A 22,433-nucleotide genomic window follows, 5' to 3' on the forward strand; every position below is an offset into this window, starting at 1 on the left:
CGTTATCATGGCAACGCGCAGGCGTCCTGCCTCGTTCGGTCACTTTTGTGCGACCGCGCCGGCATTGCAACCGGCAATCACCCGTGGCGTCCGTCCACCCGCCGGCTGTTGAAACGGCGGCATGGTGACGTTGCGCGCTTTCCATTGGCAAACAGACGTGTTACCAGCCACCGCCAATCCTGAAAGGGAATATCGAGTCGGCGCACCCATCCGGGTCAGCGCCCGTTTCGTTTTTAAGCAAGGATCGGCAATGGCAAAAATCATCGAAACCGCCACCGGCGCTTTGGCGCTGACCTTCGACGACGTCCTGCTGCAGCCGGGCCATTCCGAAGTGATGCCCGGCGAGACCGACATCCGCACACGCATCGCCAACGACATCGATCTCAACGTGCCGATCATTTCGGCCGCCATGGATACGGTCACGGAGGCCCGGCTGGCCATCGCCATGGCACAGGCCGGCGGCATCGGCGTCATCCACCGCAATTTCACGCCGGCCGAACAGGCCGAGCAGGTTCGTCAGGTCAAGAAATTCGAATCGGGCATGGTGGTGAACCCGGTCACGATCGGGCCCGACGCGACGCTGGCCGATGCGCTGGGGCTGATGCGCCACTATGGCATTTCCGGCATTCCGGTTGTCGAGAACGGCGGGAGCGGTGGCCAGATCACCGGCCGTCTCGTCGGCATCCTGACCAACCGCGACGTGCGTTTCGCCTCCAATCCCGCGCAAAAAGTCTACGAGCTGATGACGCGCGAGAACCTGATCACGGTCAAGGAAAACGTCGACCAGGAAGAAGCCAAGCGCCTGCTGCACCAACACCGCATCGAGAAGCTGCTGGTAGTGGACAAGAATGGCAATTGCGTCGGGCTCATCACCGTCAAGGACATCGAGAAGTCGCAGCTCAACCCGCACGCCACCAAGGATGCTCAGGGCCGCTTGCGCGCCGCGGCCGCGACCAGCGTCGGCGACGACGGCTTCGAGCGGGCGGAGCGTCTGATCGACGCGGGCGTCGACCTGCTGGTCATCGACACCGCGCACGGCCATTCGCAGCGCGTGCTGGATGCGGTGGCGCGGGCCAAGAAATTGTCCAACTCCGTGCGCATCATCGCTGGCAATGTCGCCACCGCCGCTGGCACCCAGGCGCTGATCGACGCCGGCGCCGACGGCGTCAAGGTTGGCATCGGCCCGGGCTCCATCTGCACCACCCGTATCGTCGCCGGCGTCGGCGTGCCGCAGCTTTCGGCGATCATGTCGGCGGTCGAGACCGCGCAGAAATCCGGCATCTCGGTGATCGCCGACGGCGGCATCAAATATTCGGGTGATCTGGCCAAGGCGCTGGCCGCCGGCGCGAGCGCCGCGATGATCGGCTCGCTGCTTGCCGGCACCGACGAGAGCCCGGGCGAAGTCTATCTGCATCAGGGCCGCTCGTTCAAAGCCTATCGCGGCATGGGGTCGGTCGGCGCCATGGCGCGCGGTTCGGCGGATCGCTACTTCCAGGCGGAAGTTCGCGACACCTTGAAGCTTGTTCCGGAAGGCATCGAGGGGCAGGTGCCCTATAAGGGCCCCGTGGCCGGCGTGCTGCACCAGCTGGCCGGTGGCTTGAAGGCGGCGATGGGTTATGTCGGCGCCCGCGACCTGACGGATTTCCGCGAACGGGCCACTTTCGTGCGCATTTCGAACGCCGGGCTACGCGAAAGTCATGCGCATGACGTGACGATCACGCGCGAGAGCCCCAACTATCACGGCGGCGCCTGACCGCGCACGGACTCTTGAGCGGGCGAGGGGCCATCCTCTCGCCCGATTGACCGGGATCAGGATTTCAGGTCGAAGACCGCGATCTTGCGCTTCTCGAACTTGATGCCGATTTCGCCGCGCACCAGCTTGAGCGCGGCATCGCCGAACACGGCGCGCCGCCAGCCCTGCAGCGCGGGAACGTCGGCATTCTCGCCCTCGGCGGCGATACGGTCGATGTCGTCGCTGGTGGCCAGGACCTTGGCGGCGACGCCCTGTTTCTCCGCGATGATCTTGAGCAGGACCTTCAGCAATTCGGAGGCGGCACTGGTGCCTTCCGGCGGCTGAAAGGTCTTCGGCAACTTCGGCATCTCTTCCTTTGGCAAGGCCAGAGCGCTGTTCACCGCCTCCAGCAGGGAAGCCGCGGTGGCCGACCGTTCCCAGCCTTTCGGCGTGGTGCGCAGGCGGGCGAGCGCGGTGACATCGCGCGGCGCCTGCTGGGCGATCTCATAGATGGCATCGTCTTTCAGCACGCGCCCGCGCGGCACGTCGCGTTCGCGCGCTTCGCGTTCGCGCCACGCCGCGACCACCTGCACCACAGCCAGTTCCTGCGGTTTGCGCAAACGCATCTTCAGCCGCTTCCAGGCGTCCTCGGGATGCGGGTCGTATGTTTCGCGCGAGGTGAGCACCTCCATCTCCTCGTTCAGCCAGTGGGCGCGGTCTTCGCGCGCGAGCTGGTCGATAAGATGTTTGTAGACGTCGATCAGGTGGGTGACGTCGGCGAGCGCATAGTCGAGCTGTTTGTCGGACAACGGCCTATGGCGCCAGTCGGTGAAGCGCGACGACTTGTCGAGCCGCGCACCGGTGATCTTCTGTACGAGCTGATCGTAGGAGACGCTGTCGCCGAAACCGCAGACCATCGCCGCCACCTGCGTGTCGAAAACCGGATGCGGGATTAGGTCGCCGAGATGGACGATGATTTCGATGTCCTGGCGCGCGGCGTGAAAGACCTTGGTCACGCGCTCATTGGCCATCAGTTCGAAGAATGGCTTCAGGTTGAGGCCAGGTGCCAACGGGTCGATCAACGCGGTGACGCCGGGCGCCGCCATCTGGATGAGGCACAACACCGGCCAAAACGTGGTTTCGCGAATGAACTCGGTGTCTACCGTTACGAATCCGGATTTCGCGAGGTCGCGGATGACCGAATCCAATTCTTCTTGCGTTGTTATCAGGTGCATCAAAATCTCGTGGCGCGATGAATGCGAACTTGTCTCGCTTGCCGGCGGGCTTCGTCAAGCCATGGAGCTGCGCATTCTTGTCCATGACGGTGTGCCGGAGGCCTTTTTCCCGCCTAATTCGAAATCACCCTGTCGGAATCGCAAAAATCGCTGCTAGACGGAACACCACAAGTCTCCCCAACCCGACTCCAGCGATCTCTGTCCAGGCAAAAATCACAGGTGGCCGAATGGTGACGTTGACCGTCAGCGCAAGAGTCGACGACGATATTGTCGACACGATCGAAAACGGGCTCGATGAATACAACATCGCGAGGGGCGGGCCCTACAATCACGAGGAATTGTGGGTGCTGGCGCGCGACGAAGATGGCGCGCTTCTGGGCGGGCTAAAAGCCAACATCGGCTACTCCTGGATGTTCGTCGACCTGCTTTGGGTGAACCCGAACCATCGCAAGGGAGGATTGGGCAGCCAGTTGCTGGGAAAGGCTGAGGAAATTGCCCGCGAGCGTGGCTGTCTCGGCGCCTATCTGGAGACCTTTTCCTTCCAGGCGCCGGACTTCTACAAACGCCAGGGTTTTCACGAGTTCGGTCGTATCGACGACTATCCGCCCGGACACGCCACGATCTGGTTGAAGAAGCAGTTCTGAACAAGCCGCAGGGCAAGCACATCTGCTGGCGTTGACGCGCAAGCCGGCCGGTTGCCGTCTTAACCTTGACAAAAGCCGGCTTGCGTGCGCTTTTCGCGCCAATTTTCGGGCCTGGCGCTGATTGCGTCGCCCGGTCGCGTGAACTCCTGAAATCTTGGAATGGCAGACCTATGCATCGTTACCGCAGCCACACCTGTGCCGCCCTCAGGAAATCGGATGTCGGTCAGAATGTCCGGCTCTCCGGCTGGGTCCATCGCGTGCGAGATCATGGCGGCCTGCTGTTCATCGATTTGCGCGACCACTACGGCCTGACGCAGATCGTTGCCGATCCGGATTCGCCGGCCTTCAAGATCGCCGAAACCGTTCGCGGCGAATGGGTCATCCGCGTCGACGGCGAGGTCAAGGCGCGCATGGCCGAGACGGCCAACCCCAACCTGCCGACCGGCGAGATCGAGATTTTCGCGCGCGAGATCGAAGTGTTGTCGGCGGCGAAGGAACTGCCGCTGCCGGTGTTCGGCGAGCCCGACTATCCGGAGGACGTGCGCCTGAAGTACCGCTTCCTCGATCTGCGCCGCGACACGCTGCACAAGAACATCGTCAAGCGCACGCAGGTCATCGCCGCCATGCGGCGCGAGATGGGCGGCGCCGGTTTCACCGAATATTCGACGCCGATCCTGACCGCTTCCTCGCCGGAAGGCGCGCGCGACTTCCTGGTGCCGAGCCGCATCCACCCCGGCACTTTCTACGCGCTGCCGCAGGCACCGCAGCAGTACAAGCAGTTGCTGATGGTCGCCGGTTTCGACCGCTACTTCCAGATCGCGCCGTGCTTCCGCGACGAGGACCCGCGCGCCGACCGCCTGCCGGGCGAATTCTACCAGCTCGACCTCGAAATGAGCTTCGTGACCCAGGAAGACGTCTGGAACACCATGGGTCCGCTGATGACCAAGGTGTTCGAGGAGTTTGCCGAGGGCAAGCCCGTCAGCAAGGAATGGCCGCGCATTCCCTATTCCGAGGCGATCCGCAAATACGGCTCCGACAAGCCGGATCTGCGCAACCCGATCGTCATGGAAGCTGTGACAGACCATTTCGCCGGCTCGGGCTTCAAGGTCTTCGCAAACATGATCGCCTCCAACCCGAAGGTTCAGGTCTGGGCGATCCCTGCCAAAACTGGCGGTTCGCGCGCCTTCTGCGACCGTATGAACGCCTGGGCCCAGCAGCAGGGCCAGCCGGGCCTCGGCTACATCTTCTGGCGCAAGGAAGGCGAGAAGCTCGAAGGCGCCGGCCCGCTTGCCAAGAACATCGGCGAGGAACGTACCGACGCGATCCGTACGCAGCTCGGCCTCGATGATGGCGATGCTTGTTTCTTCGTCGCCGGCGAGCCGGACAAGTTCTACAAATTCGCCGGTGAGGCGCGTACCCGTGCCGGCGAAGAGTTGAACCTCGTCGACCGCGACCGTTTCGAACTGTGCTGGATCGTCGACTTCCCGTTCTTCGAATGGAGCGAAGAGGAAAAGAAGGTCGATTTCGCGCACAATCCGTTCTCGATGCCGCAGGGTGGCCTCGAGGCGTTGCAGAACCAGGATCCGCTGACGATCAAGGCATTCCAGTACGACGCGGTCTGCAACGGCTTCGAGATCGCCTCGGGCTCGATCCGCAACCAGTCGCCCGAGACCATGGTGGCGGCTTTCGAGAAGGTCGGCCTCAGCCAGCAGGACGTCGAGGATCGCTTCGGTGGCCTCTATCGCGCCTTCCAGTATGGCGCTCCGCCGCATGGTGGCGCGGCCTTCGGCATCGACCGCGTCGTCATGCTGCTCGTCGGCGCCAAGAACCTGCGCGAAATCTCGCTGTTCCCGATGAACCAGCAGGCGCAGGATTTGCTCATGGGCGCGCCGAGCCCGGCGACGCTGACACAATTGCGCGAGCTCGAACTGCGCGTTCTGCCGCAAAAGAAGGAAGCGTGAGCCGTTTCAAGCGCTTTGCTTGTTGATCTAATACGAAAAAGGCTCCGGAAATCCGGAGCCTTTTTGCTTTTAGGCCGAGCCCTCAGTGCCTGGATTGGCCCTTCGGCTCGTAGCGGCCGTCCGGCTTCTTGTCGAACATGTCCTTGATCTGTGGATGGCGGACAGGGTCGCCGGAATCGTCTTCCAGCAGGTTCTGTTCCGAGACATAGGCGATGTATTCGGTCTCCGAATTCTCGGCCAGCAGGTGGTAAAAAGGTTGGTCCTTGCTTGGCCTGACCTCGGCGGGAATGGATTGATACCATTCTTCCGTGTTGGCGAATTGCGGGTCGACGTCGAAGATGATGCCGCGGAACGGGAACAGCCGATGGCGCACCACCTGTCCGATCGAGAATCTGGCTGTTTTCATGATACTCACCACGCGACTTTCCATTGTTATTTGGCGCAGCATCGGCCGCAATTCAATCCTTTGCTGATTGCGCGCGATCCCTAGGCTTTAGCCTGAAACAAGGAGGATCGGTGAATGACATAATGGGGTCTGGGTACAGCGGGCTTCTGCGAGCGTGTCGACACGACCTGCCTGCCGGTATTCACCGTCACCGGGCCGTTTTTATCTGAGCCGCCACGGCATTCTACCGGCGGACCTGTTCCCCTAACCCGCCAAAGATGGCGGCGAAACCGCTGCCGGGGCGCAGGCCCTCGCGCATGAAGAAGGCGCGCAGTGGCGCAAAACCACCGAGCAAGCTCAGTCCCGCGCTGCGCGCCATCTGCGCGGGCAGCATGTCAGAAAGCAGCGACATGTTCAAAAGATTGACAGCACCACTCCTGGCGAGGATGTCGGGCCGGCGTTTGAAATCATAGGCGGCAAGTGCCCTTGCCGCGCCGGGGTCGGACGAGTTTTTCAAAGCAACACCAATGAGGTCGTCGACATCCCTGATGCCAAGGTTCAGCCCCTGTGCGCCGATCGGTGGGAACACATGCGCCGCTTCGCCGACCAGCGCGATACGCTTTGCCGCAAAGCGCAACGGTGTCGCCGCAGACAAGGGATAAATCTGCCGGCCGGGCTCGACGGTGACGCGACCAAGCATTGATTGCATGCGCTCTTCCACCCGCAGCGACAACGAAGCGTCGTCAAGCGCCGCCAGCTCCTTCGCGGTTTCGGGTTCGACCACCCAGACCAGGCTCGAACGATTGCCGGGTAGAGGCACCTGGGTGAACGGGCCGGTTTCGGTGTGGAACTCGGTCGAGGTAAAGTTGTGGTCGGTCCGGTGGGTGAAGTTCAGCACCAGCGCAGCTTGCGGATAGGGGCGCTTGGACGTGGCAATGCCGGATGCCTCGCGGGCCGGCGAAAGCCGGCCGTCGGCGGCAACGGCGAGAGAAGCCGAAGCGGTTGTGCCATCGGTGAGCCGGGCGGTCGCCGCATCGGCGTCGAGGGACCAGGTCTCGACCAGCGATTTGCGCCATTCGATGCCAGGGTGCACTGCGACCGCTTTTGCCAGCGCGGGATTGAGCACAGTGTTGGGGAAATTCAGGCCGAACTGCTCCTCATCGATCTCGCTCGCGCGAAAGGTGACGACCGGGCTGCGGATCAGGCGGCGCGTGGCATCGACAATGCGCATCACCTTCAAAGGCGCGGCGACCGCCCGCAAGTCTTCGAGCACACCCAGTCGTTCGAGGACCTTGAGTGCCGGGTTCATCAGCGCGGTGGTGCGGCCGTCGGCGGCATTGGCCTCGGGGCCAGCCAGCGTCACTGGAAAACCGGCATGAGCGAAGCCGAGTGCCGCGACAAGGCCGGCTGGACCGGTACCGGCAACGAGAACAGGGGCTTTGGCGGTGTTGTCTGGCATCGGTGAGCGCCCCGTTGTTCGGCAGGCGGATCAAACATTTTCGGGTGTCGGTTCGACCAGCCGTGAACAATGCATATAGTGCAGTGAGACTTGCTTGATCAACGTGGCGATTCAGCCCATTGCTAACCCATGATCCACCCGCTTCCCGAGATCGAAGAACGCTCGGCTGACCGGGGACCCGTTGGCCGGGTCGATGCGATACCGCTTGTACGGGTCGCCACCCTCCTATTAGTGTCCCAGCGACAAGGGGACCGGGGCGTTCTGCAAGCTGGATTGGCGGGGCCGTGAAAAACAAAACAACCGCGAAAAAGATTGTCGAGCGCATTCCACGCCCGAAGAAAAAGCTGACATGGCCGCAAGCGAGGGCGTTCTCCGTCCATCTGCTTACGGCGTCAGGATCCTTCCTGGCTTTCCTGTCGCTGGTTGCAGCAAGCGAGGAACGCTGGACGGCGATGTTCTGGTGGCTGGGTCTCGCGCTGTTCGTCGACGGTATCGACGGGCCGATCGCGCGCAAGCTTGAGGTCAAGGAAATCCTGCCGACCTGGTCGGGCGAATTGCTCGACAACATCATCGACTACGTGACCTACGTGCTGATCCCTGCCTTCGCGCTTTACCAGCGCGGTTTCATGGGCGAGGGGCTTTCCTTCCTCTCGGCGGCGATCATCGTGGTGTCGAGCGCGATCTACTACGCCGACACCGGCATGAAAACGAAGGAGAACTTCTTCAAGGGCTTCCCGGTGGTGTGGAACATGGTTGTGTTCACGCTCTTTGTCATCGAGCCCGGCCAATGGGTGTCGTTCGCCATCGTAGTGACGGCCGGCATTCTCACCTTCGTGCCGATCAATTTCCTGCACCCCGTCCGGGTGGTGCGGCTGCGGCCGGTGAATTTGACGGTTACGCTGCTTTGGTGCGCCTTCGGCGCGCTTGCGCTGGCGCAGTCGGCCTTGGCCAGTTTCTACAATCAGATCGGGGTTCTAGGTGAACAGGTCAGCCTGTTCACGAAGATCGGTATCAGCCTGACTGGCCTCTATCTGTTCTGCATCGGCGGCGTTATGCAGTTCTTCCCCAATCTCGGCGCCAGGAAAGCTTGAAGATGAGCAAGGCCATCCGCATTCACGCCCATGGCGGACCTGAAGCGCTGATTTACGAGGACGTCGATCCCGGTCGTCCGGGACCCGGCCAGATCCTAGTCCGGCACACGGCGATCGGCCTCAATTTCATCGACGTTTATTACCGCAACGGATTGTACGCGGCCCCGGACGGCCTGCCGCTGATCCCGGGCGGCGAGGCTGCCGGCGTCGTGCTTGAACTGGGCGAAGGCGTCGAAGGCCTCAAGGTGGGAGATCGCATTGCCTATGCGGTTGCCGTCGGCGCCTATGCCGAACAGCGGGTGATCGCGGCTGATCGCGTGGTGAAAATTCCCGACGGCATTTCGGACGAACAGGCCGCAGCCATGATGCTGAAGGGCATGACCGCCGAATATCTCGTGCGGCGTACCTTCAAGGTGGGGCCAGGTAACACCGTTCTCTATCATGCCGCGGCCGGCGGCGTCGGCCTGATCCTCGGCCAATGGGCCAAGCACCTTGGCGCGACGGTGATCGGCACGGCCAGCTCGCCCGACAAGGCGGAACTGGCCAGGGCGCATGGCTACGACCATGTCATCGATTACAAAACGCGGGATTTCGTTGCTGAGGTTGCCCGCCTGACCGGTGGCCGCAAATGCGATGTCGTCTATGACGCGGTCGGCAAGGATACGTTCCCGGCTTCGCTGGATTGCTTGCGACCGCTCGGCACGTTCGTATCGTTTGGCCAGTCTTCAGGTCCGATCCCGCCTTTCAACATTGCGCTGTTGGCGCAGAAAGGCTCGCTCTTCGCCACCCGGCCGACGCTGTTCGTCTACAACGCCAGGCGCGAGGATCTCGAAGCGTCGGCTCGGGCGTTGTTCGACGTCGTGCTGGCCGGCGCGGTCGAGATCAAGATCAATCAGAGTTATGCTTTGAAGGACGCCGGAAGAGCCCACGCCGATCTTGAAGGGCGCAAGACGACAGGAGCGACAGTGCTTATTCCTTGAGCGCGAACCTAGGTGTCTTGCTGAAATTCTTGAAGCTCTTTCAATATGCGTGCCGCTATCCGAAATAAGCAGCTGCTGCCTACGATGATTGCGGGAACACAGAACATATCTGGGAAAACCGGATGGGAGGCACTGTGAGTGCACAAGACGGCACCGCGAACCTGTTAGAGGTCCGCGGACTGACGAAGATATTCGGCACGCTGACCGCGTGCGATCATGTCGACCTCACCATCGCGAAAGGCGAAATCCACGCGCTTCTCGGCGAGAACGGCGCCGGCAAGTCGACGCTGGTGAAAATGCTGTTCGGCTCGCTGGAGCCGCATTCCGGCGAAATCCGCTGGAATGGCGAGGCCGTCAGGATGACCAGTCCGAGCGTTGCCAAGAAGCTCGGCATCGGCATGGTTTTTCAGCATTTTTCGCTGTTCGAGGCGCTGACGGCGGCCGAAAATATCGCGCTTTCGCTGGATGACGGCGCACCAATCAATACGATCGCCGCGAAGGCGAGGGCGCTTTCCTATTCTTACGGCTTGCCGCTCGATCCGGACTCGCTGGTGGGCGACCTGTCCGTCGGCGAACGCCAGCGCATCGAGATCATCCGCTGCCTGCTGCAGGCGCCGCAACTCATCATCCTCGACGAGCCGACTTCGGTGCTGACCCCGCAGGAGGCCGACAAGCTGTTCGAGACGCTTGAACGTTTGCGCGCCGAGGGCAAATCGATCCTCTACATTTCGCACAGGCTGGAAGAGGTGAAGCGCCTTTGCGATCGTGCAACGGTGCTGCGTCATGGCAAGGTGGTCGGCCACTGTAATCCGCGAGAGGAAACGGCCGCGTCGCTCGCCCGCATGATGGTGGGCAGCGAGGTCAAGTCGGCTGAACGCACGCCGGTATCGCTGGCCGATGCGCCGGAACTGCTGAGTGTCTGCGGATTGAGCCGCAAGCCGGCCGGGCCGTTCTCCATGCCACTCAAGAACATCTGGCTCTCGGTCAAGGCGGGCGAGATTCTCGGTATCGCCGGTGTCGCCGGCAACGGCCAGGGCGAACTCTTCGAAGCACTGTCCGGCGAGACGCAACAAGCGAGCAGCGATATCGTGCGGATTCGCGGCAAGGATGCGGGGCTGCTCGGCATCACCGGCAGGCGCATGCTGGGAGCGGCCTTCGTTCCCGAGGAACGCCTTGGCCATGGTGCCGCGCCGCGCATGAAGCTCTCGGAAAATCTGCTGCTTTCACGGCACGCCACCGACGCCAGAGCCTTTGTCGGTGCCGGCGGCATGGTCAAGAACGGCTCCGTCTACGAAGCCGCGCAACGCATCATCAAGGTGATGGACGTGCGCAAGAGTGCTCCCGATCCCGAAGCCGCGGCGCTTTCCGGCGGCAATCTGCAGAAATTCATCGTCGGGCGCGAGCTGGATCGCAACCCGACGGTCATGGTCGTCAACCAGCCCACATGGGGCGTCGATGCCGGCGCCTCGGCCCATATCCGCCAAGCCCTGATCGAGCTGGCGCGCAGCGGCTCGGCAGTGCTGGTCATCAGCCAGGACCTCGACGAACTGTTCGAGATATCCGACGCCATCGCCGTCATGCACAATGGCGAATTGTCGAAACCGATCCCAATCGCGGAAGCCACTTTCGAACGGATCGGCCTGCTGATGGGCGGCGCCGAGCCCGGTCACGCCGAACACAGCCTGGAGACCGCGTGATGCGCCTCGAACTCGTCAAGCGTCCCCAGCGTTCCGCGCTGTTTTCAGCGCTTTCGCCCTTCATCGCCTTCGCCCTGACAATGATTGCCGGCGCGATCCTGTTCGCCCTGTTGGGCATCAATCCGCTGTCGGCCTTCTACACCTATTTCATCTCGCCGATCACCGAGGTCTGGCAGCTGCACGAACTGGCGATCAAGGCAGCGCCGTTGATCCTGATCGCAGTCGGCCTGTCGGTGTGTTTCCGGTCCAACATCTGGAACATCGGTGCCGAGGGTCAGTTCATCTTCGGCGCCATCGCCGGCTCGATCATCCCGGTGCTGTATCCTCAGATGCAGGGGCCGTTCGTGCTGCCGCTGATGCTTCTGATGGGCATGGTCGGCGGTGCGGCTTACGCGGCCATCCCAGCACTGCTCAAGACCCGCTTCAACACCAACGAAATCCTCACCAGCCTCATGCTGGTCTATGTCGCGCAGCTGTTCCTCGACTGGCTGGTGCGCGGGCCATGGCGCGATCCCAAGGGTTTCAACTTCCCCCAGACCGTCCAGTTCAACCCGTCGGCGGTTCTGCCGGAACTGATGCCGATGTCGGGCCGCGCCAATATGGGCTTTGTCTTCGCGCTGGTCGCCGCCGTGGTGGTCTGGCTTTTGATGAGCCGCCTGCTGAAAGGTTTTGAAATCCGCGTCCTCGGCTCCAGCCCGCGGGCAGGGCGGTTCGCCGGCTTCAGCTTCAACCGCATGGTGTTCTTCGCCTTCATGCTGTCAGGCGCTCTCGCCGGGCTTGCCGGCATTTCCGAAGTGTCCGGCGCGATTGGCCAATTGCAGCCGTCGATTTCGCCGGGTTACGGCTTCACCGCGATCATCGTGGCTTTCCTCGGTCGTCTCAATCCGCTGGGCATCGTCGCGGCGGGCCTTGTGCTCGGATTGACCTATCTCGGCGGCGAAGCCGTCCAAAGCGTGCTCGGCCTCTCCGACAAGGTGGCGCGTGTGTTCCAGGGCATGTTGTTGTTCTTCGTTCTCGGCTGCGACACGCTGATCCACTACCGCATCCGGCTCGTCGGCCTGGCCCCTGCGACCAAGCTGGACACGACGCCGAAGCTGGAAGAGGCCCACTGACATGGACATCACCGTCAACATTCTCCTGACCATCGCCACGGCCGCTACGCCGCTTCTGATCGCGGCTATCGGTGAACTGGTGGTCGAGCGCTCCGGCGTGCTGAACCTCGGCGTTGAAGGCATGATGGTTATGGGTGCGGTCGCCGGCTTCGGCGCCGGCTATCTGACCGGCTCGCCCTGGGTCGGCCTCGTGGCCGCGATTGTTGTCGGCGCGCTGTTCTCGCTGCTGTTTGCGGTGATGACGCTGTCGCTTGCCACCAACCAGGTCGCGACCGGCCTGTCGCTGACGCTGCTTGGTCTCGGCCTGTCGGGCATGATCGGCACTGGCTTCGTCGGCCTGCCGGGCGAGCGCTTGCCCAATCTCAACATTCCGCTGCTGACCGACCTGCCGGTGGTCGGCAAATTGCTGTTCGGGCAGGATCCGATTTTCTACATCTCGATCGCGCTGGTCTTCGGCGTGTCGTGGTTCCTGTTCAAGACCCGCACCGGCCTCACCCTGCGCTCGATCGGCGACAGCCACACCTCGGCCCATGCGCTGGGCATCCAGGTCATCCGCTACCGCTATCTGGCGGTGATGTTCGGCGGGGCCTGCGCCGGGCTCGCCGGCGGCCACCTCTCCCTCGTCTACACGCCGCAATGGGTGGAGAACATGACAGCCGGCCGCGGCTGGATCGCGCTGGCGCTGGTGGTGTTCGCGTCCTGGCGGCCGTGGCGGGTGCTGGCCGGCGCCTATATCTTCGGCGCGGTGTGGATCGGCCAGTTGCATGCGCAGGCGTTCGGCATCCCGGTCCCCTCGCAATTCCTGTCGTCGCTGCCGTATCTTGCCACCATCGTCGTCCTCGTCGTCATCTCGCGCAACAAGCGCCTGACGATGATGAACACGCCCGCTTCGCTCGGACAGGCTTTCGTTCCGGATCGTTGACAACCTAGAAAAAGACCAGCATAGCAAGGTTAATCCAGAGAGGTAACATCATGAAAAAGCTACTGATTGCCCTGATGACTTCGGCTGCGGCGCTGTCCGTCGCCGTCTCGGCCGAGGCCGCCGAAAAACTGAAGGCCTGCTGGGTTTATGTCGGCCCGGTCGGCGACTTCGGCTATTCCTACCAGCACGATCAGGGTCGGCTCGCAGTTGAAAAGAAGCTGGGCGACAAGGTCGAGACCGCTTATCTCGAAAACGTCGCTGAAGGTCCGGACGCCGAGCGCGCTTTCGAGCGCCTGGCACGCCAGGGCTGCAAGCTGATCTTCGGCACCTCGTTCGGCTTCATGGACGCAGAAGTGAAGGTCGCGGCCAAGTTCCCCGACATCAAGTTCGAGCACGCCACCGGCTACAAGACCGCGCCGAACCTCGGCATCTACAACGCCCGTTTCTACGAAGGCCGTTACATTCTCGGACAGATCGCAGCCAAGGAATCGAAAGCCGGCGTCGCTGGCTACATCGTCTCCTTCCCTATCCCGGAAGTGGTGATGGGCATCAACTCCTTCATGCTCGGCGCGCAGTCGGTCAACCCGAACTTCAAGGCCAAGATCGTCTGGGTGAATTCCTGGTTCGATCCGGGCAAGGAAGCCGACGCCGCCAAGGCGTTGTTTGACCAGGGCGCCGACGTCATCGTCCAGCACACCGATTCCACCGCGCCGCTGCAGGTAGCGCAGGAACGCGGCCTGCACGGTTTCGGCCAGGCCTCCGACATGATCAAGTTCGCGCCGAAGTCGCAGCTGACCGCGATCGTCGACGACTGGGGTCCGTACTACATCGAGCGCGTCGAAAAGGCGCTGGACGGCACCTGGAAGCCGGAAGACCGTTGGGAAGGCATCAAGGCTGGTGCCGTGCACATGGCGCCCTACACCAACATGGCGGACGACGTGAAGGCGATGGCGGAAGCCACGCAGAAGAAGATCGCCGGTGGCTGGAACCCCTTCACCGGCCCGGTCGCGAAACAGGACGGCACGCCGTGGCTGAAGGACGGCGAAGTGGCCGACGACAAGACGTTGCTTGGCATGAACTTCTACGTCAAGGGCGTGGACGACAAGCTGCCGCAGTAAGCCTCCTGACAACAGGCTGTCAGGGAGGGGTTGGTAGAAAGATCGCCTATCTTTGACAGCCTGAGAAGGAAGGCGAGGCCGAAATGCTGAAGTTCTACTGTACGCCCTGGTCACGGGCTTCGACCGTTTTCTGGCTACTTGAGGAACTCAGCCAACCCTACGAGATTGAACTCGTCGATATTCGCGCTCCGGGCGGTGTTCCGGAGGGCTACCGTGCCATTCAGCCGAACAAGAAGGTGCCGGCGATCGATCACGACGGCATAATCGTCACCGAACGGGCGGCGATTTGCATCTATCTGGCCGACGCGTTTCCCGAAGCGGGTCTCGCACCCGCGATTGGCAACGCCAGCCGCGCCGCCTATATGACGCGGCTGGTCTATTGCGATTCCGTGTTTGACCCCGCCATCGCAGTGCGGTCGAAGGGTTGGGAATATGCCGGTAGCGACTTCTCGTTCGGCCTGTTCGACGACATGGTCGCCAATCTCGAAAAATTGCTTTCGAAACATCCTTATGCGGTCGGCGATAGTTTTACCGCAGCTGACACGCAGCTCGCCGGCGGCATCGACTTCACCATGAACATCCTGAAGGTGCTGCCGCGCCTTCCGGTTTTTGTCGACTACATCGCCCGTGCCACCGATCGGCCGGCCTACAAACGCTATCGCGCCAAGGAGGCAGAGCTTGCCTCGAAAGTCACGCCGCTGTTCGACAGTTGAGGCCGACGAGAGGCAGGCTGTTCCATGCGCGATGGCACTGCGCCGCAATACAGCTCTTCAGTCCGTCTGTCTGGTTGAGGGCGCCGCGCAGCGCACCTCAGCAAGGATCACACAGCCGAGCCGTATAGGTCATAGGCGTCGGCGCGGTCGACCTTGACGGTGACGATGTCGCCGACGCGCAGCGGGCGCCGCGACTGGATATGCACCGAACCGTCGATCTCGGGCGCGTCATATTTGGTACGCCCCTTGGCCGTGGTGCCGTTGGCCTCGTCGATGATGACCGGCAGGCGTTTGCCGACTTTCTTGGCCTGTGCGGCAGCCGAAATCTTCTGCTGGCGCTGCATGAAGCGATGCCAGCGCGCTTCCTTGACCTCGTCCGGCACCTGCTCGAGGCCGAGGTCGTTGGAACGCGCACCCTTGACCGGCTCGTATTTGAAGCAGCCGGCGCGGTCGATCTTGGCCTCGTCGATCCAGTCGAGCAGCATCTCGAAGTCTTCCTCGGTCTCGCCGGGGAAGCCAACGATGAAGGTCGAACGGATGGCAAGGTCCGGGCAAACGTCGCGCCAGCCACGGATGCGCTCCAGCGCCTTTTCGCCATGGGCGGGGCGGCGCATGTTCTTCAACACCTGCGGCGAGGCATGCTGGAAGGGAATGTCGAGATAGGGAAGGATCTTGCCCTCGGCCATCAGCGGGATGACGTCGGCGACATGCGGGTAGGGGTAGACATAATGCATGCGCACCCAGATGCCGAGCTCGCCCAGTTCCTGCGACAGGTCGAGGAATTTTGCGCGCACCTCGCGCTCTTTCCAGACCGACGTCGCATATTTGACATCGATGCCGTAGGCGCTGGTGTCCTGCGAAATGACCAGCAGTTCCTTCACCCCGGCGTTCGCCAGCTTTTCCGCTTCGCGCAGCACATCCGCCGCCGGTCGCGAGACAAGGTCGCCGCGCAGGTCGGGGATGATGCAGAAGGTACAGCGGTTGTTGCAGCCTTCGGAAATCTTCAGATAGGCATAGTGGCGCGGCGTCAGCTTCACGCCCTGCGGCGGCACCAGGTCGGTGAACGGATCATGCGCCGGCGGCGCTGCCTCATGCACGGCCGCCATCACGCTCTCATAGGCCTGCGGGCCGGTGATGGCGAAGACATTGGGGTGCTTTTCGCGGATCAGCTCCGGTGTGGCGCCCATGCAGCCGGTGACGATGACCTTGCCGTTTTCCTTCATCGCCGTGCCGATGGCGTCGAGCGACTCCGTGCGCGCCGAATCCAGGAAGCCACAGGTGTTGACGACGACAAGGTCGGCGCCATCATGCTTGCGGGCGATCTCGTAGCCTTCGGCGCGGAGCTGGGTGAGGATGCGTTCGGAATCGACCAGCGCCTTCGGGCATCCGAGGCTGACGAAGCTGACGCGGGGTGCTGCGGTCATGGCGGCGTTCCAATGGACGCGGGCCGGAAACCTTGCAGGTCCGGCCCGGAATTCGTTCGTTTTCGGCATGGCACCAGTGCGGTGCTCTATTCGGCGCGCGCAATAGCACAGTTCGCCTGGCAAGCAAACCTCAGGCGCAGCCGGGCGCCCGGGCCTGAGTGGCCCGGGTCGTCCTCGACCTAATGCGCGCCACCGACGCTAGGCCCGAACCAAGGCGCCAGGAAACCGAAATGGTTCGGGAACTGCTCGACGGCGCCGTCGAGCAGCATCTTCAGCGCCACATAAAGGATGATCAGCAGGCCGATATAGGCGATCCAGCGGAAGCGATGCAGCAGGCGCGCCACGAAGGAGGCGGCAAACCCCATCAGCGCGATCGACAGCGCCAGGCCGATGATGAGCACCGTCGGGTGCTCCATCGCCGCGCCCGCGACCGCCAGCACATTGTCCAGCGACATCGAAACATCGGCGATGACGATCTGCCACGCCGCCTGGGCAAAGGTTTTGCGCGGTTTTCCCGATTTGGCGGCGGCGCCGTCGCTTTCCGCATCCGCCAGCGCTTCGGTGGCCTCCTGCTCTTCCTCGTGGCTGACGCGCAGCTCGCGCCACATCTTCCAGCACACCCACAACAACAGCAGGCCGCCGGCGATGAGCAGCATCGGGCCGAAGGCCAGCAGCCATTGCGTGATCAGGGCGAAGATGATGCGCAGCACCGTCGCGGCGCCGATACCGACCAGGATCGCCTTCTTGCGCTGGTCCTTGGGCAGGCCCGCCGCCGCAAGGCCGATGACGATGGCATTGTCGCCGGCAAGCACGAGGTCGATGGCGATGACCTGCAGAAGGGCGGAAAAACCAGCGGCGGTGAAGATTTCCATAAGCGGAAGTGCCCCTCATCGGTTTTTGAATCGAACTACATAAAATGTGGCCCTACGTGTATCGCATCATGGCGTCAAGCGCAGCACCGGATTGGCCGGATCACGCTCCGTTCCACACCGAAACATAAGGCTTTGGCCCGAACCGCCACGGGCGGAATGCATCGGATTGAGGTGCGATATGCTTGAGGACGCCGGAGCCTCCGCCGGCTCGGCCCGCCATTGCCTCGATAGTCCTGACGACGGGCAGGTGAGCAATCCGGCGCCGGATTTTGCCGTTCCCGCAGCCATGGTCGACCGGTAGTCGGACTCAGTCGGGAATCGGAGAGCGCCCACGGCGGCGGATCGGCCGCAATTCCCACTCATTGGTCGGGCGCGGCGCGTTTTTCAGCCGAAAATCGTCCCGAACACGGCTGTTTTTCGATTTTCCCCCTCTGTTCATACGGGGCGCGGTTTTGCGCCCGCTGCTATCGCCTTGGCCGGAATGAACGAATCCACGGGCCGGAAATGCGATTTTTCGTGAGCATAGACCAGCATTGCGCCGCACGGCTCCTGCGGTCGCATGCGGCCGGCAGGGTGGGGGTGTCGCCATATGTGCCCGCGTTTTGGCGAAAAGAAACCCTGCCGGCCAATCGGCGCGACCTTTTCGGCGCGCCGCGCGGTCCCGGCCCGCGCGCTTCGTTCATCGCGATGTTCGACGCTTCAAGAGGGACTTTTCCATGACCATGACGATTTCCGCCCAGCCGGCCAAAAGGTGCGCTCGTGCCTTCCGGCGCAGCCTTCTGGCCGCCACCGCTCTGGTGGCCGCCGCCGCCGGCCCCGCCTGGGCGGGCTATCGCTTTTCAACCACGGGCACTTATTCGGGTACCATCATAATAAACTCAGCCGAGAGGGAATTCAGCCTTTCGGTGGTTAGCGGCGCTGTCGGGACATTTGTCGGCATTCTACATATCGAGGGCGGTATGTTCGTACCCCGCCTCAACATCGGCAGCACGGGGGACGGTGCTAATAACGGAACGATTATCTTCGCACCCTCGGCCATCGATCGAGTTGGAGGATCGTACGTTAATATTTTTCTCGACGCCGGGACCGCGCAGATTGGCAGTCAGGCTGGGCGAGATTTGCTGGCGCATGAACGGACACAGGTCGCGCTCAGAAGCGGAACGTTGGATCTGGCTGGCCAAGACCTAGCTATCAGAAGTTTGTTCACCGGCGTCGACGGAAACGAGGGGACCGTTCGCAACAATACCGCAGGCACAACCGCAGTACTTGCCTTGGTTGGGGCCAACATCAATAGCGCCAACAGGATCGTCGACGGCCTTGGCAAGATACGGCTTAGGAAGGAAGGAAATCGCTTATTATCGGTAGTTGGTAGCCAAAGCTACTCCGGTGGCACTGAGTTCGCCGCTGGCGCTATCCAATTCGACAAAGGCAGTCCCACTCAAAGCGATATCAGCATCGGCACCGGCGAGATCCTCTTAAACGCGGAAACGGGCAATACTTTGCAGCTTCGCGCCATGTCTCAAGGCTTGGCCCTCACAAACGACCTGCGCTTCGAAAATGGTAGTGTGGTCGACATCCCGGTCTTTCATGAGGGTAGTGTGACGCTGAAGGGCGCGCGTTCCGGACGCGGGGAAATACGCAAGACCAGTATTGGTACGCTCGTCTTGCAAGGTGACGGTTCGCAATCCGCGCTTCGCTACGAAGTTTATGATGGCACCCTACGGACAGAAGGGAATGGCGACGCCATCGGCGCCAACTCCAACGTAGCTGTTTGGACAGATGCCACGCTCCATGTCGCTCAGAGTGATCGGCTTAGCGTTCTGAGTGGCATGGGCACCGTACAACTCGATGCCGGCAAGCAGCTGGACATCGCCGGTGTCGATAAGGAATCGCGCTTCGAAGGCCAGGTCGTCGGCGCCGGATCACTGAGGAAATCAGGCTCCGGAGAACTGATCCTCACGAAGGCCAACAGCTATTCTGGTGGTACGGTGTTCAACAACGGTGCCATCCGGGCGACTGCCGACGGCGCCCTCGGCACCGGCAAGATTACCGTTGAGGACGACAACACGGAACTGATCCTCGGCGAAACCGGGGGCGTAACGCTCAACAACGAAATCGCCTTCAACATCCCAGGTAACCAGGGCGCGTCCGTCAGGGTCGACGAGGGCAATATTTCCACCCTTTCTGGGACGTTGCGGGACCTGTCGTCTCCCGGGAAAAACGATGTGATGTTTCACAAGACCGGCCTCGGCAGGCTGACGCTGACGGGCACGACCGAAGGCAATGTTCGACACCAGGCGGGGCGCCTTCAGGTCGACGGAACTGCCACATCCGTGGGCGTGATGCGCGACGCGGTGCTGGGGGGAAATGGAACGATCGATGATCTCTGGATCAGCGGCGGCGGCATCCTCGAAGGCACGTCAGGCCAACAACTGACAGCGGGGAAACTCTTCGCCGATGGCGAGGGTGGCCCGGCATTGATCAACGTGCGCCTTGGCCAGCCCGGCGGTCCGGCTTTGTTCAAGGTGCTGGGCGACTTGACGCTCAGTGCCACCTTCAACGTCTCCGACGCCGGCGGCTTCGGGCAGGGCGTCTACCGGCTGATCGACTATGGCGGCACCTTCACCAACAATGGCATCGGCATCGGCACCACGCCGGACGGCTACAAGAAGGAAGACCTCGTCCTCCAGACTTCGATCGCCAAGCAGATCAATCTGGTTGTCGGCGGTGCCGGGCCGGACAAGAACATCCTGTTCTGGGACGGGGCGGATTCGGAAGGCAACGGCGCCATCGACGGCGGCAGCGGCACCTGGGCGGCCCAGCAGCCCAACTGGACCAGTGCCGATGGCAGCGCCAACACGGCCTGGGGCGGCCGCTTCGCCGTGTTCCAGGGTACTGCCGGCACCGTCAATGTCGTTGCCGATGGCGAGCCGATCAAGATCACCGGCATGCAGTTCGCCTCGGACGGTTACCGCGTCGAAGGTGGCAATCTGGCGCTGAACCAGGCCGAGACCAACATCCGCGTCGGCGACGGCAGTGCCGCCGGCAGCCAGATGACCGCCACCATCGCCTCCGGCCTCACCGGCACCGGCGCGATCGTCAAGGACGACCTCGGCACCCTGGTGCTGACCGGTGCCAACACCTATCTGGGCAACACCATCGTGCGGGCCGGCACCCTGGTCGGCAATGCCGGCTCGATCCGCAACGCCATCGCCAATGCCGGCAAGGTCGTCTTCGACCAGGGTGACGACGCCACCTTCGCCGGCGCCATCGGCGGCACCGGCACCATGGTCAAGAACGGCGCCGGCAAGCTCACCTTGACGGGTGCCAGCGGCCTCGACTGGACGGTCGACCGTGGCACGCTGGCCTCGGCCACCGACCGTTTCGGCGGCGATGTCGAGATCGGCGCCGAGGGCATGATGCGTTTCGACCAGGCCGCCTCCGGCGCCTATGCCGGCATCGTCTCGGGTGAGGGAGCGCTGCGCCTCAATACAGGCAGCGGCAACACCGTCAGGCTGACGGGTGACTCCTCGGCCTTCGACGGCTTCACCACCGTGGAGAGCGGCGCGCTCGACATCGCCGGCAAGCTCGGCGGCGAACTCCTGATGCGCGACGGCACCTTGCTTGGCGGCACCGGCATGGTCGGCTCCACCACCATCGCCTCCGGCGCCACCATCGCGCCCGGCAACTCGATCGGCACGCTGGCCGTCGCCGGCGACTTCCTGCAGGAGGCGGGCTCGGTCTACCATGCCGAGATCGATGCAGGCGGTTCTTCGGATCGCATCGCCGTCGGCGGCCGCGCTACCCTGCAGGGCGGCACCGTGCGTGTCACCAAGCTCGCCGGCTCCTACAACCGCACCATCCGCTACACCATCCTGAGCGCGGTCGGCGGTGTCACCGGCAAATACGCCGTGCTCGACCAGGACCGGCCGTTCCTCAACATGGCGCTGGGTTATGGCGCCAACGACGTCTATCTCGACATGGTGCGCAACAGCACCGCCTTCTGCGATGCCGCCCAAACCCGCAACCAGTGTTCGGCCGCACGTGGCGCCGAAAGCCTCGGTGCCGGCAACAGCGTCTACAACGCCATTGCCGCCGTCAGCGACCAGGCCATGGCGCGCCAAGCCTTCGACGCATTGTCGGGCGAGGCCCATGCCTCGACAAGAAGCGCGCTTGTCGACGACAGCCGCTTCCTGCGCGAGGCGGCCAACCGGCGGGTACGCGAGGCCTTCGCCGAACCCGGCGAGACGCTGGGCGGCGTGTGGCTGCAGGGTTTTGGCAGCTGGGGCTCGACGCAGACGACGGTCGAGACGGCGGCACTGCACCGCTCCATCGGCGGCCTCTTCGTCGGCGCCGACGGCGAGATCGGCGACAACTGGCGCGCCGGTGTCGTGGCCGGTTATTCCTCCAGCACGCTCAAGGCTGATGCGCGCGCTTCCTCGGCTTCGGTCAAGAGTTACACGCTGGGTGCCTATGCCGGTGCCGAATGGGGTGCCTGGACGCTGCGTGGCGGCCTTGCCCATGCCTGGCATGATGTCGAGGCGGCGCGCTCCGTTGCCTTCGACGGCTTCAAGGACAGTCTCAAGTCCGACTACGATGCCCGCACCACCCAGTTCTACAGCGAGGTCGGTTATGCCATGCATGCTGGCGGCATGCGCTTCGAGCCGTTCGCCGGCCTTGCCATCGTGCATGTCGCCTCCGAAGGCTTTCGCGAGAAGGGCGGGGCGGCCGCACTCGACGGTCGTGCCGGCAGCGACACCGTGCCGTTCACCACCTTCGGCATGCATGCCGAGACGCAGCTGATCGTCGGCACCGAGGCGGTCCTGAAGGCGCGCGGCATGCTGGGCTGGCGCCATGCCTTCGGCGACGTGACGCCGGATGCGGGCTTGCGCTTCGTCAGCGGCGGCTCCGCCTTCGCCATCTCCGGCGCGCCGATCGCCCGCGACAGCCTGGTGCTTGAAACCGGCCTCGACCTCGCCATCGGCGCCGCCACCACGCTCGGCATCTCCTACACCGGCAATCTCGGCGGCGATGCCTCCGACCACTCCATGAAGGGCAACCTCTCCATCCGCTTCTGAGCGGATGAAG

Annotated in this window: 17 protein-coding genes; 11 read left to right on the top strand and 6 right to left on the bottom strand. The window is 62.9% G+C overall.

The window, feature by feature from the left end:
* Window positions 1–39 precede the first annotated feature (39 nt).
* A complete protein-coding gene (locus AB4136_RS24355) occupies window positions 40–264 on the bottom strand; it encodes a hypothetical protein (RefSeq protein ID WP_137901217.1) in 225 nt (74 codons plus the stop codon).
* On the opposite strand from AB4136_RS24355, the gene guaB reads away from it, so the two are divergent.
* The gene (gene guaB, locus AB4136_RS24360) at window positions 251–1,753 is read left to right on the top strand and encodes an IMP dehydrogenase (protein WP_024923997.1); all 1,503 of its coding nucleotides are present in this window, start codon (window positions 251–253) and stop codon (window positions 1,751–1,753) included. The two genes, AB4136_RS24355 and guaB, sit on opposite strands and share 14 nt — an antisense overlap.
* 56 nt (window positions 1,754–1,809) lie before the next feature.
* On the opposite strand, the gene rnd is transcribed toward guaB, so the two are convergent.
* Window positions 1,810–2,967, bottom strand: coding sequence for a ribonuclease D (gene rnd, locus AB4136_RS24365; RefSeq protein WP_024923998.1), 1,158 nt, complete (start codon window positions 2,965–2,967; stop codon window positions 1,810–1,812).
* 227 nt (window positions 2,968–3,194) lie between these two features.
* Here rnd and AB4136_RS24370 point away from each other — a divergent pair, with 227 nt between their 5' ends.
* A complete protein-coding gene (locus tag AB4136_RS24370; RefSeq protein WP_024923999.1) occupies window positions 3,195–3,611 on the top strand; it encodes a GNAT family N-acetyltransferase in 417 nt (138 codons plus the stop codon).
* A 170-nt stretch (window positions 3,612–3,781) separates the two neighbouring features.
* Window positions 3,782–5,572 carry an aspartate--tRNA ligase gene (gene aspS, locus AB4136_RS24375; protein ID WP_137901218.1) on the top strand — a complete coding sequence of 597 codons (1,791 nt, stop codon included), beginning with the start codon at window positions 3,782–3,784 and terminating at the stop codon, window positions 5,570–5,572.
* An 82-nt stretch (window positions 5,573–5,654) separates the two neighbouring features.
* Here aspS and hspQ read toward each other — a convergent pair whose 3' ends face one another.
* Together hspQ and AB4136_RS24385 are read right to left on the bottom strand one after the other, a co-directional pair.
* Entirely contained in the window at window positions 5,655–5,978 is a 324-nt protein-coding gene (gene hspQ / locus AB4136_RS24380) for a heat shock protein HspQ (RefSeq protein ID WP_024924001.1), read from the bottom strand.
* A 223-nt stretch (window positions 5,979–6,201) separates the two neighbouring features.
* Window positions 6,202–7,416 carry a UbiH/UbiF family hydroxylase gene (locus AB4136_RS24385; RefSeq protein ID WP_024924002.1) on the bottom strand — a complete coding sequence of 405 codons (1,215 nt, stop codon included), beginning with the start codon at window positions 7,414–7,416 and terminating at the stop codon, window positions 6,202–6,204.
* 284 nt (window positions 7,417–7,700) lie between these two features.
* Here AB4136_RS24385 and pcsA point away from each other — a divergent pair, with 284 nt between their 5' ends.
* From pcsA to AB4136_RS24420, 7 genes are all read left to right on the top strand, one after another.
* The gene (gene pcsA / locus AB4136_RS24390) at window positions 7,701–8,507 is read left to right on the top strand and encodes a phosphatidylcholine synthase (RefSeq protein WP_024924003.1); all 807 of its coding nucleotides are present in this window, start codon (window positions 7,701–7,703) and stop codon (window positions 8,505–8,507) included.
* A 2-nt stretch (window positions 8,508–8,509) separates the two neighbouring features.
* The gene (locus tag AB4136_RS24395) at window positions 8,510–9,487 is read left to right on the top strand and encodes a quinone oxidoreductase family protein (RefSeq protein WP_137901220.1); all 978 of its coding nucleotides are present in this window, start codon (window positions 8,510–8,512) and stop codon (window positions 9,485–9,487) included.
* Window positions 9,488–9,609: 122 nt separating this feature from the next.
* Window positions 9,610–11,184 (top strand): ABC transporter ATP-binding protein, encoded by a 1,575-nt coding sequence (locus AB4136_RS24400; RefSeq protein WP_036255255.1) that lies wholly within the window; start codon window positions 9,610–9,612, stop codon window positions 11,182–11,184.
* Window positions 11,181–12,296: an ABC transporter permease gene (locus tag AB4136_RS24405; protein WP_024924006.1), complete on the top strand. Its 1,116-nt coding sequence runs from the start codon at window positions 11,181–11,183 to the stop codon at window positions 12,294–12,296. The genes AB4136_RS24400 and AB4136_RS24405 overlap by 4 nt, the downstream gene beginning before the upstream one ends.
* A gap of 1 nt (window position 12,297) precedes the next feature.
* On the top strand, window positions 12,298–13,218 hold the full coding sequence (locus AB4136_RS24410) for an ABC transporter permease (RefSeq protein WP_024924007.1): 921 nt from the start codon (window positions 12,298–12,300) through the stop codon (window positions 13,216–13,218).
* A 50-nt stretch (window positions 13,219–13,268) separates the two neighbouring features.
* A complete protein-coding gene (locus AB4136_RS24415; RefSeq protein WP_024924008.1) occupies window positions 13,269–14,336 on the top strand; it encodes a BMP family ABC transporter substrate-binding protein in 1,068 nt (355 codons plus the stop codon).
* A gap of 83 nt (window positions 14,337–14,419) precedes the next feature.
* Window positions 14,420–15,049: a glutathione S-transferase family protein gene (locus AB4136_RS24420; RefSeq protein ID WP_024924009.1), complete on the top strand. Its 630-nt coding sequence runs from the start codon at window positions 14,420–14,422 to the stop codon at window positions 15,047–15,049.
* Between the two features lie 107 nt (window positions 15,050–15,156).
* Here AB4136_RS24420 and rimO read toward each other — a convergent pair whose 3' ends face one another.
* Both rimO and AB4136_RS24430 read right to left on the bottom strand, forming a co-directional pair.
* Window positions 15,157–16,473 (bottom strand): 30S ribosomal protein S12 methylthiotransferase RimO, encoded by a 1,317-nt coding sequence (gene rimO, locus AB4136_RS24425; RefSeq protein ID WP_024924010.1) that lies wholly within the window; start codon window positions 16,471–16,473, stop codon window positions 15,157–15,159.
* Between the two features lie 179 nt (window positions 16,474–16,652).
* Entirely contained in the window at window positions 16,653–17,345 is a 693-nt protein-coding gene (locus tag AB4136_RS24430; protein ID WP_024924011.1) for a TerC family protein, read from the bottom strand.
* 1,829 nt (window positions 17,346–19,174) lie between these two features.
* Here AB4136_RS24430 and AB4136_RS24435 point away from each other — a divergent pair.
* Window positions 19,175–22,423 (top strand): autotransporter domain-containing protein, encoded by a 3,249-nt coding sequence (locus AB4136_RS24435; RefSeq protein ID WP_171020991.1) that lies wholly within the window; start codon window positions 19,175–19,177, stop codon window positions 22,421–22,423.
* Window positions 22,424–22,433: the final 10 nt, after the last annotated feature.

The organism is Mesorhizobium sp. 2RAF21, from assembly GCF_052115345.1.
Taxonomy (GTDB): Bacteria; Pseudomonadota; Alphaproteobacteria; order Rhizobiales; family Rhizobiaceae; genus Mesorhizobium; species Mesorhizobium terrae.

Bases quoted from the DNA above. Each gene is read 5' to 3' on its own strand.
- AB4136_RS24420 (WP_024924009.1), top strand. From the start codon at position 14,420: ATGCTGAAGTTCTACTGTACGCCCTGGTCACGGGCTTCGACCGTTTTC.
- aspS (WP_137901218.1), top strand. From the start codon at position 3,782: ATGCATCGTTACCGCAGCCACACCTGTGCCGCCCTCAGGAAATCGGAT.
- AB4136_RS24370 (WP_024923999.1), top strand. From the start codon at position 3,195: ATGGTGACGTTGACCGTCAGCGCAAGAGTCGACGACGATATTGTCGAC.
- guaB (WP_024923997.1), top strand. From the start codon at position 251: ATGGCAAAAATCATCGAAACCGCCACCGGCGCTTTGGCGCTGACCTTC.
- AB4136_RS24395 (WP_137901220.1), top strand. From the start codon at position 8,510: ATGAGCAAGGCCATCCGCATTCACGCCCATGGCGGACCTGAAGCGCTG.
- AB4136_RS24410 (WP_024924007.1), top strand. From the start codon at position 12,298: ATGGACATCACCGTCAACATTCTCCTGACCATCGCCACGGCCGCTACG.
- AB4136_RS24435 (WP_171020991.1), top strand. From the start codon at position 19,175: ATGGGCACCGTACAACTCGATGCCGGCAAGCAGCTGGACATCGCCGGT.
- AB4136_RS24415 (WP_024924008.1), top strand. From the start codon at position 13,269: ATGAAAAAGCTACTGATTGCCCTGATGACTTCGGCTGCGGCGCTGTCC.
- rnd (WP_024923998.1), bottom strand. From the start codon at position 2,967: ATGCACCTGATAACAACGCAAGAAGAATTGGATTCGGTCATCCGCGAC.
- rimO (WP_024924010.1), bottom strand. From the start codon at position 16,473: ATGACCGCAGCACCCCGCGTCAGCTTCGTCAGCCTCGGATGCCCGAAG.
- hspQ (WP_024924001.1), bottom strand. From the start codon at position 5,978: ATGAAAACAGCCAGATTCTCGATCGGACAGGTGGTGCGCCATCGGCTG.
- AB4136_RS24355 (WP_137901217.1), bottom strand. From the start codon at position 264: ATGATTTTTGCCATTGCCGATCCTTGCTTAAAAACGAAACGGGCGCTG.
- AB4136_RS24385 (WP_024924002.1), bottom strand. From the start codon at position 7,416: ATGCCAGACAACACCGCCAAAGCCCCTGTTCTCGTTGCCGGTACCGGT.
- AB4136_RS24430 (WP_024924011.1), bottom strand. From the start codon at position 17,345: ATGGAAATCTTCACCGCCGCTGGTTTTTCCGCCCTTCTGCAGGTCATC.
- AB4136_RS24400 (WP_036255255.1), top strand. From the start codon at position 9,610: ATGGGAGGCACTGTGAGTGCACAAGACGGCACCGCGAACCTGTTAGAG.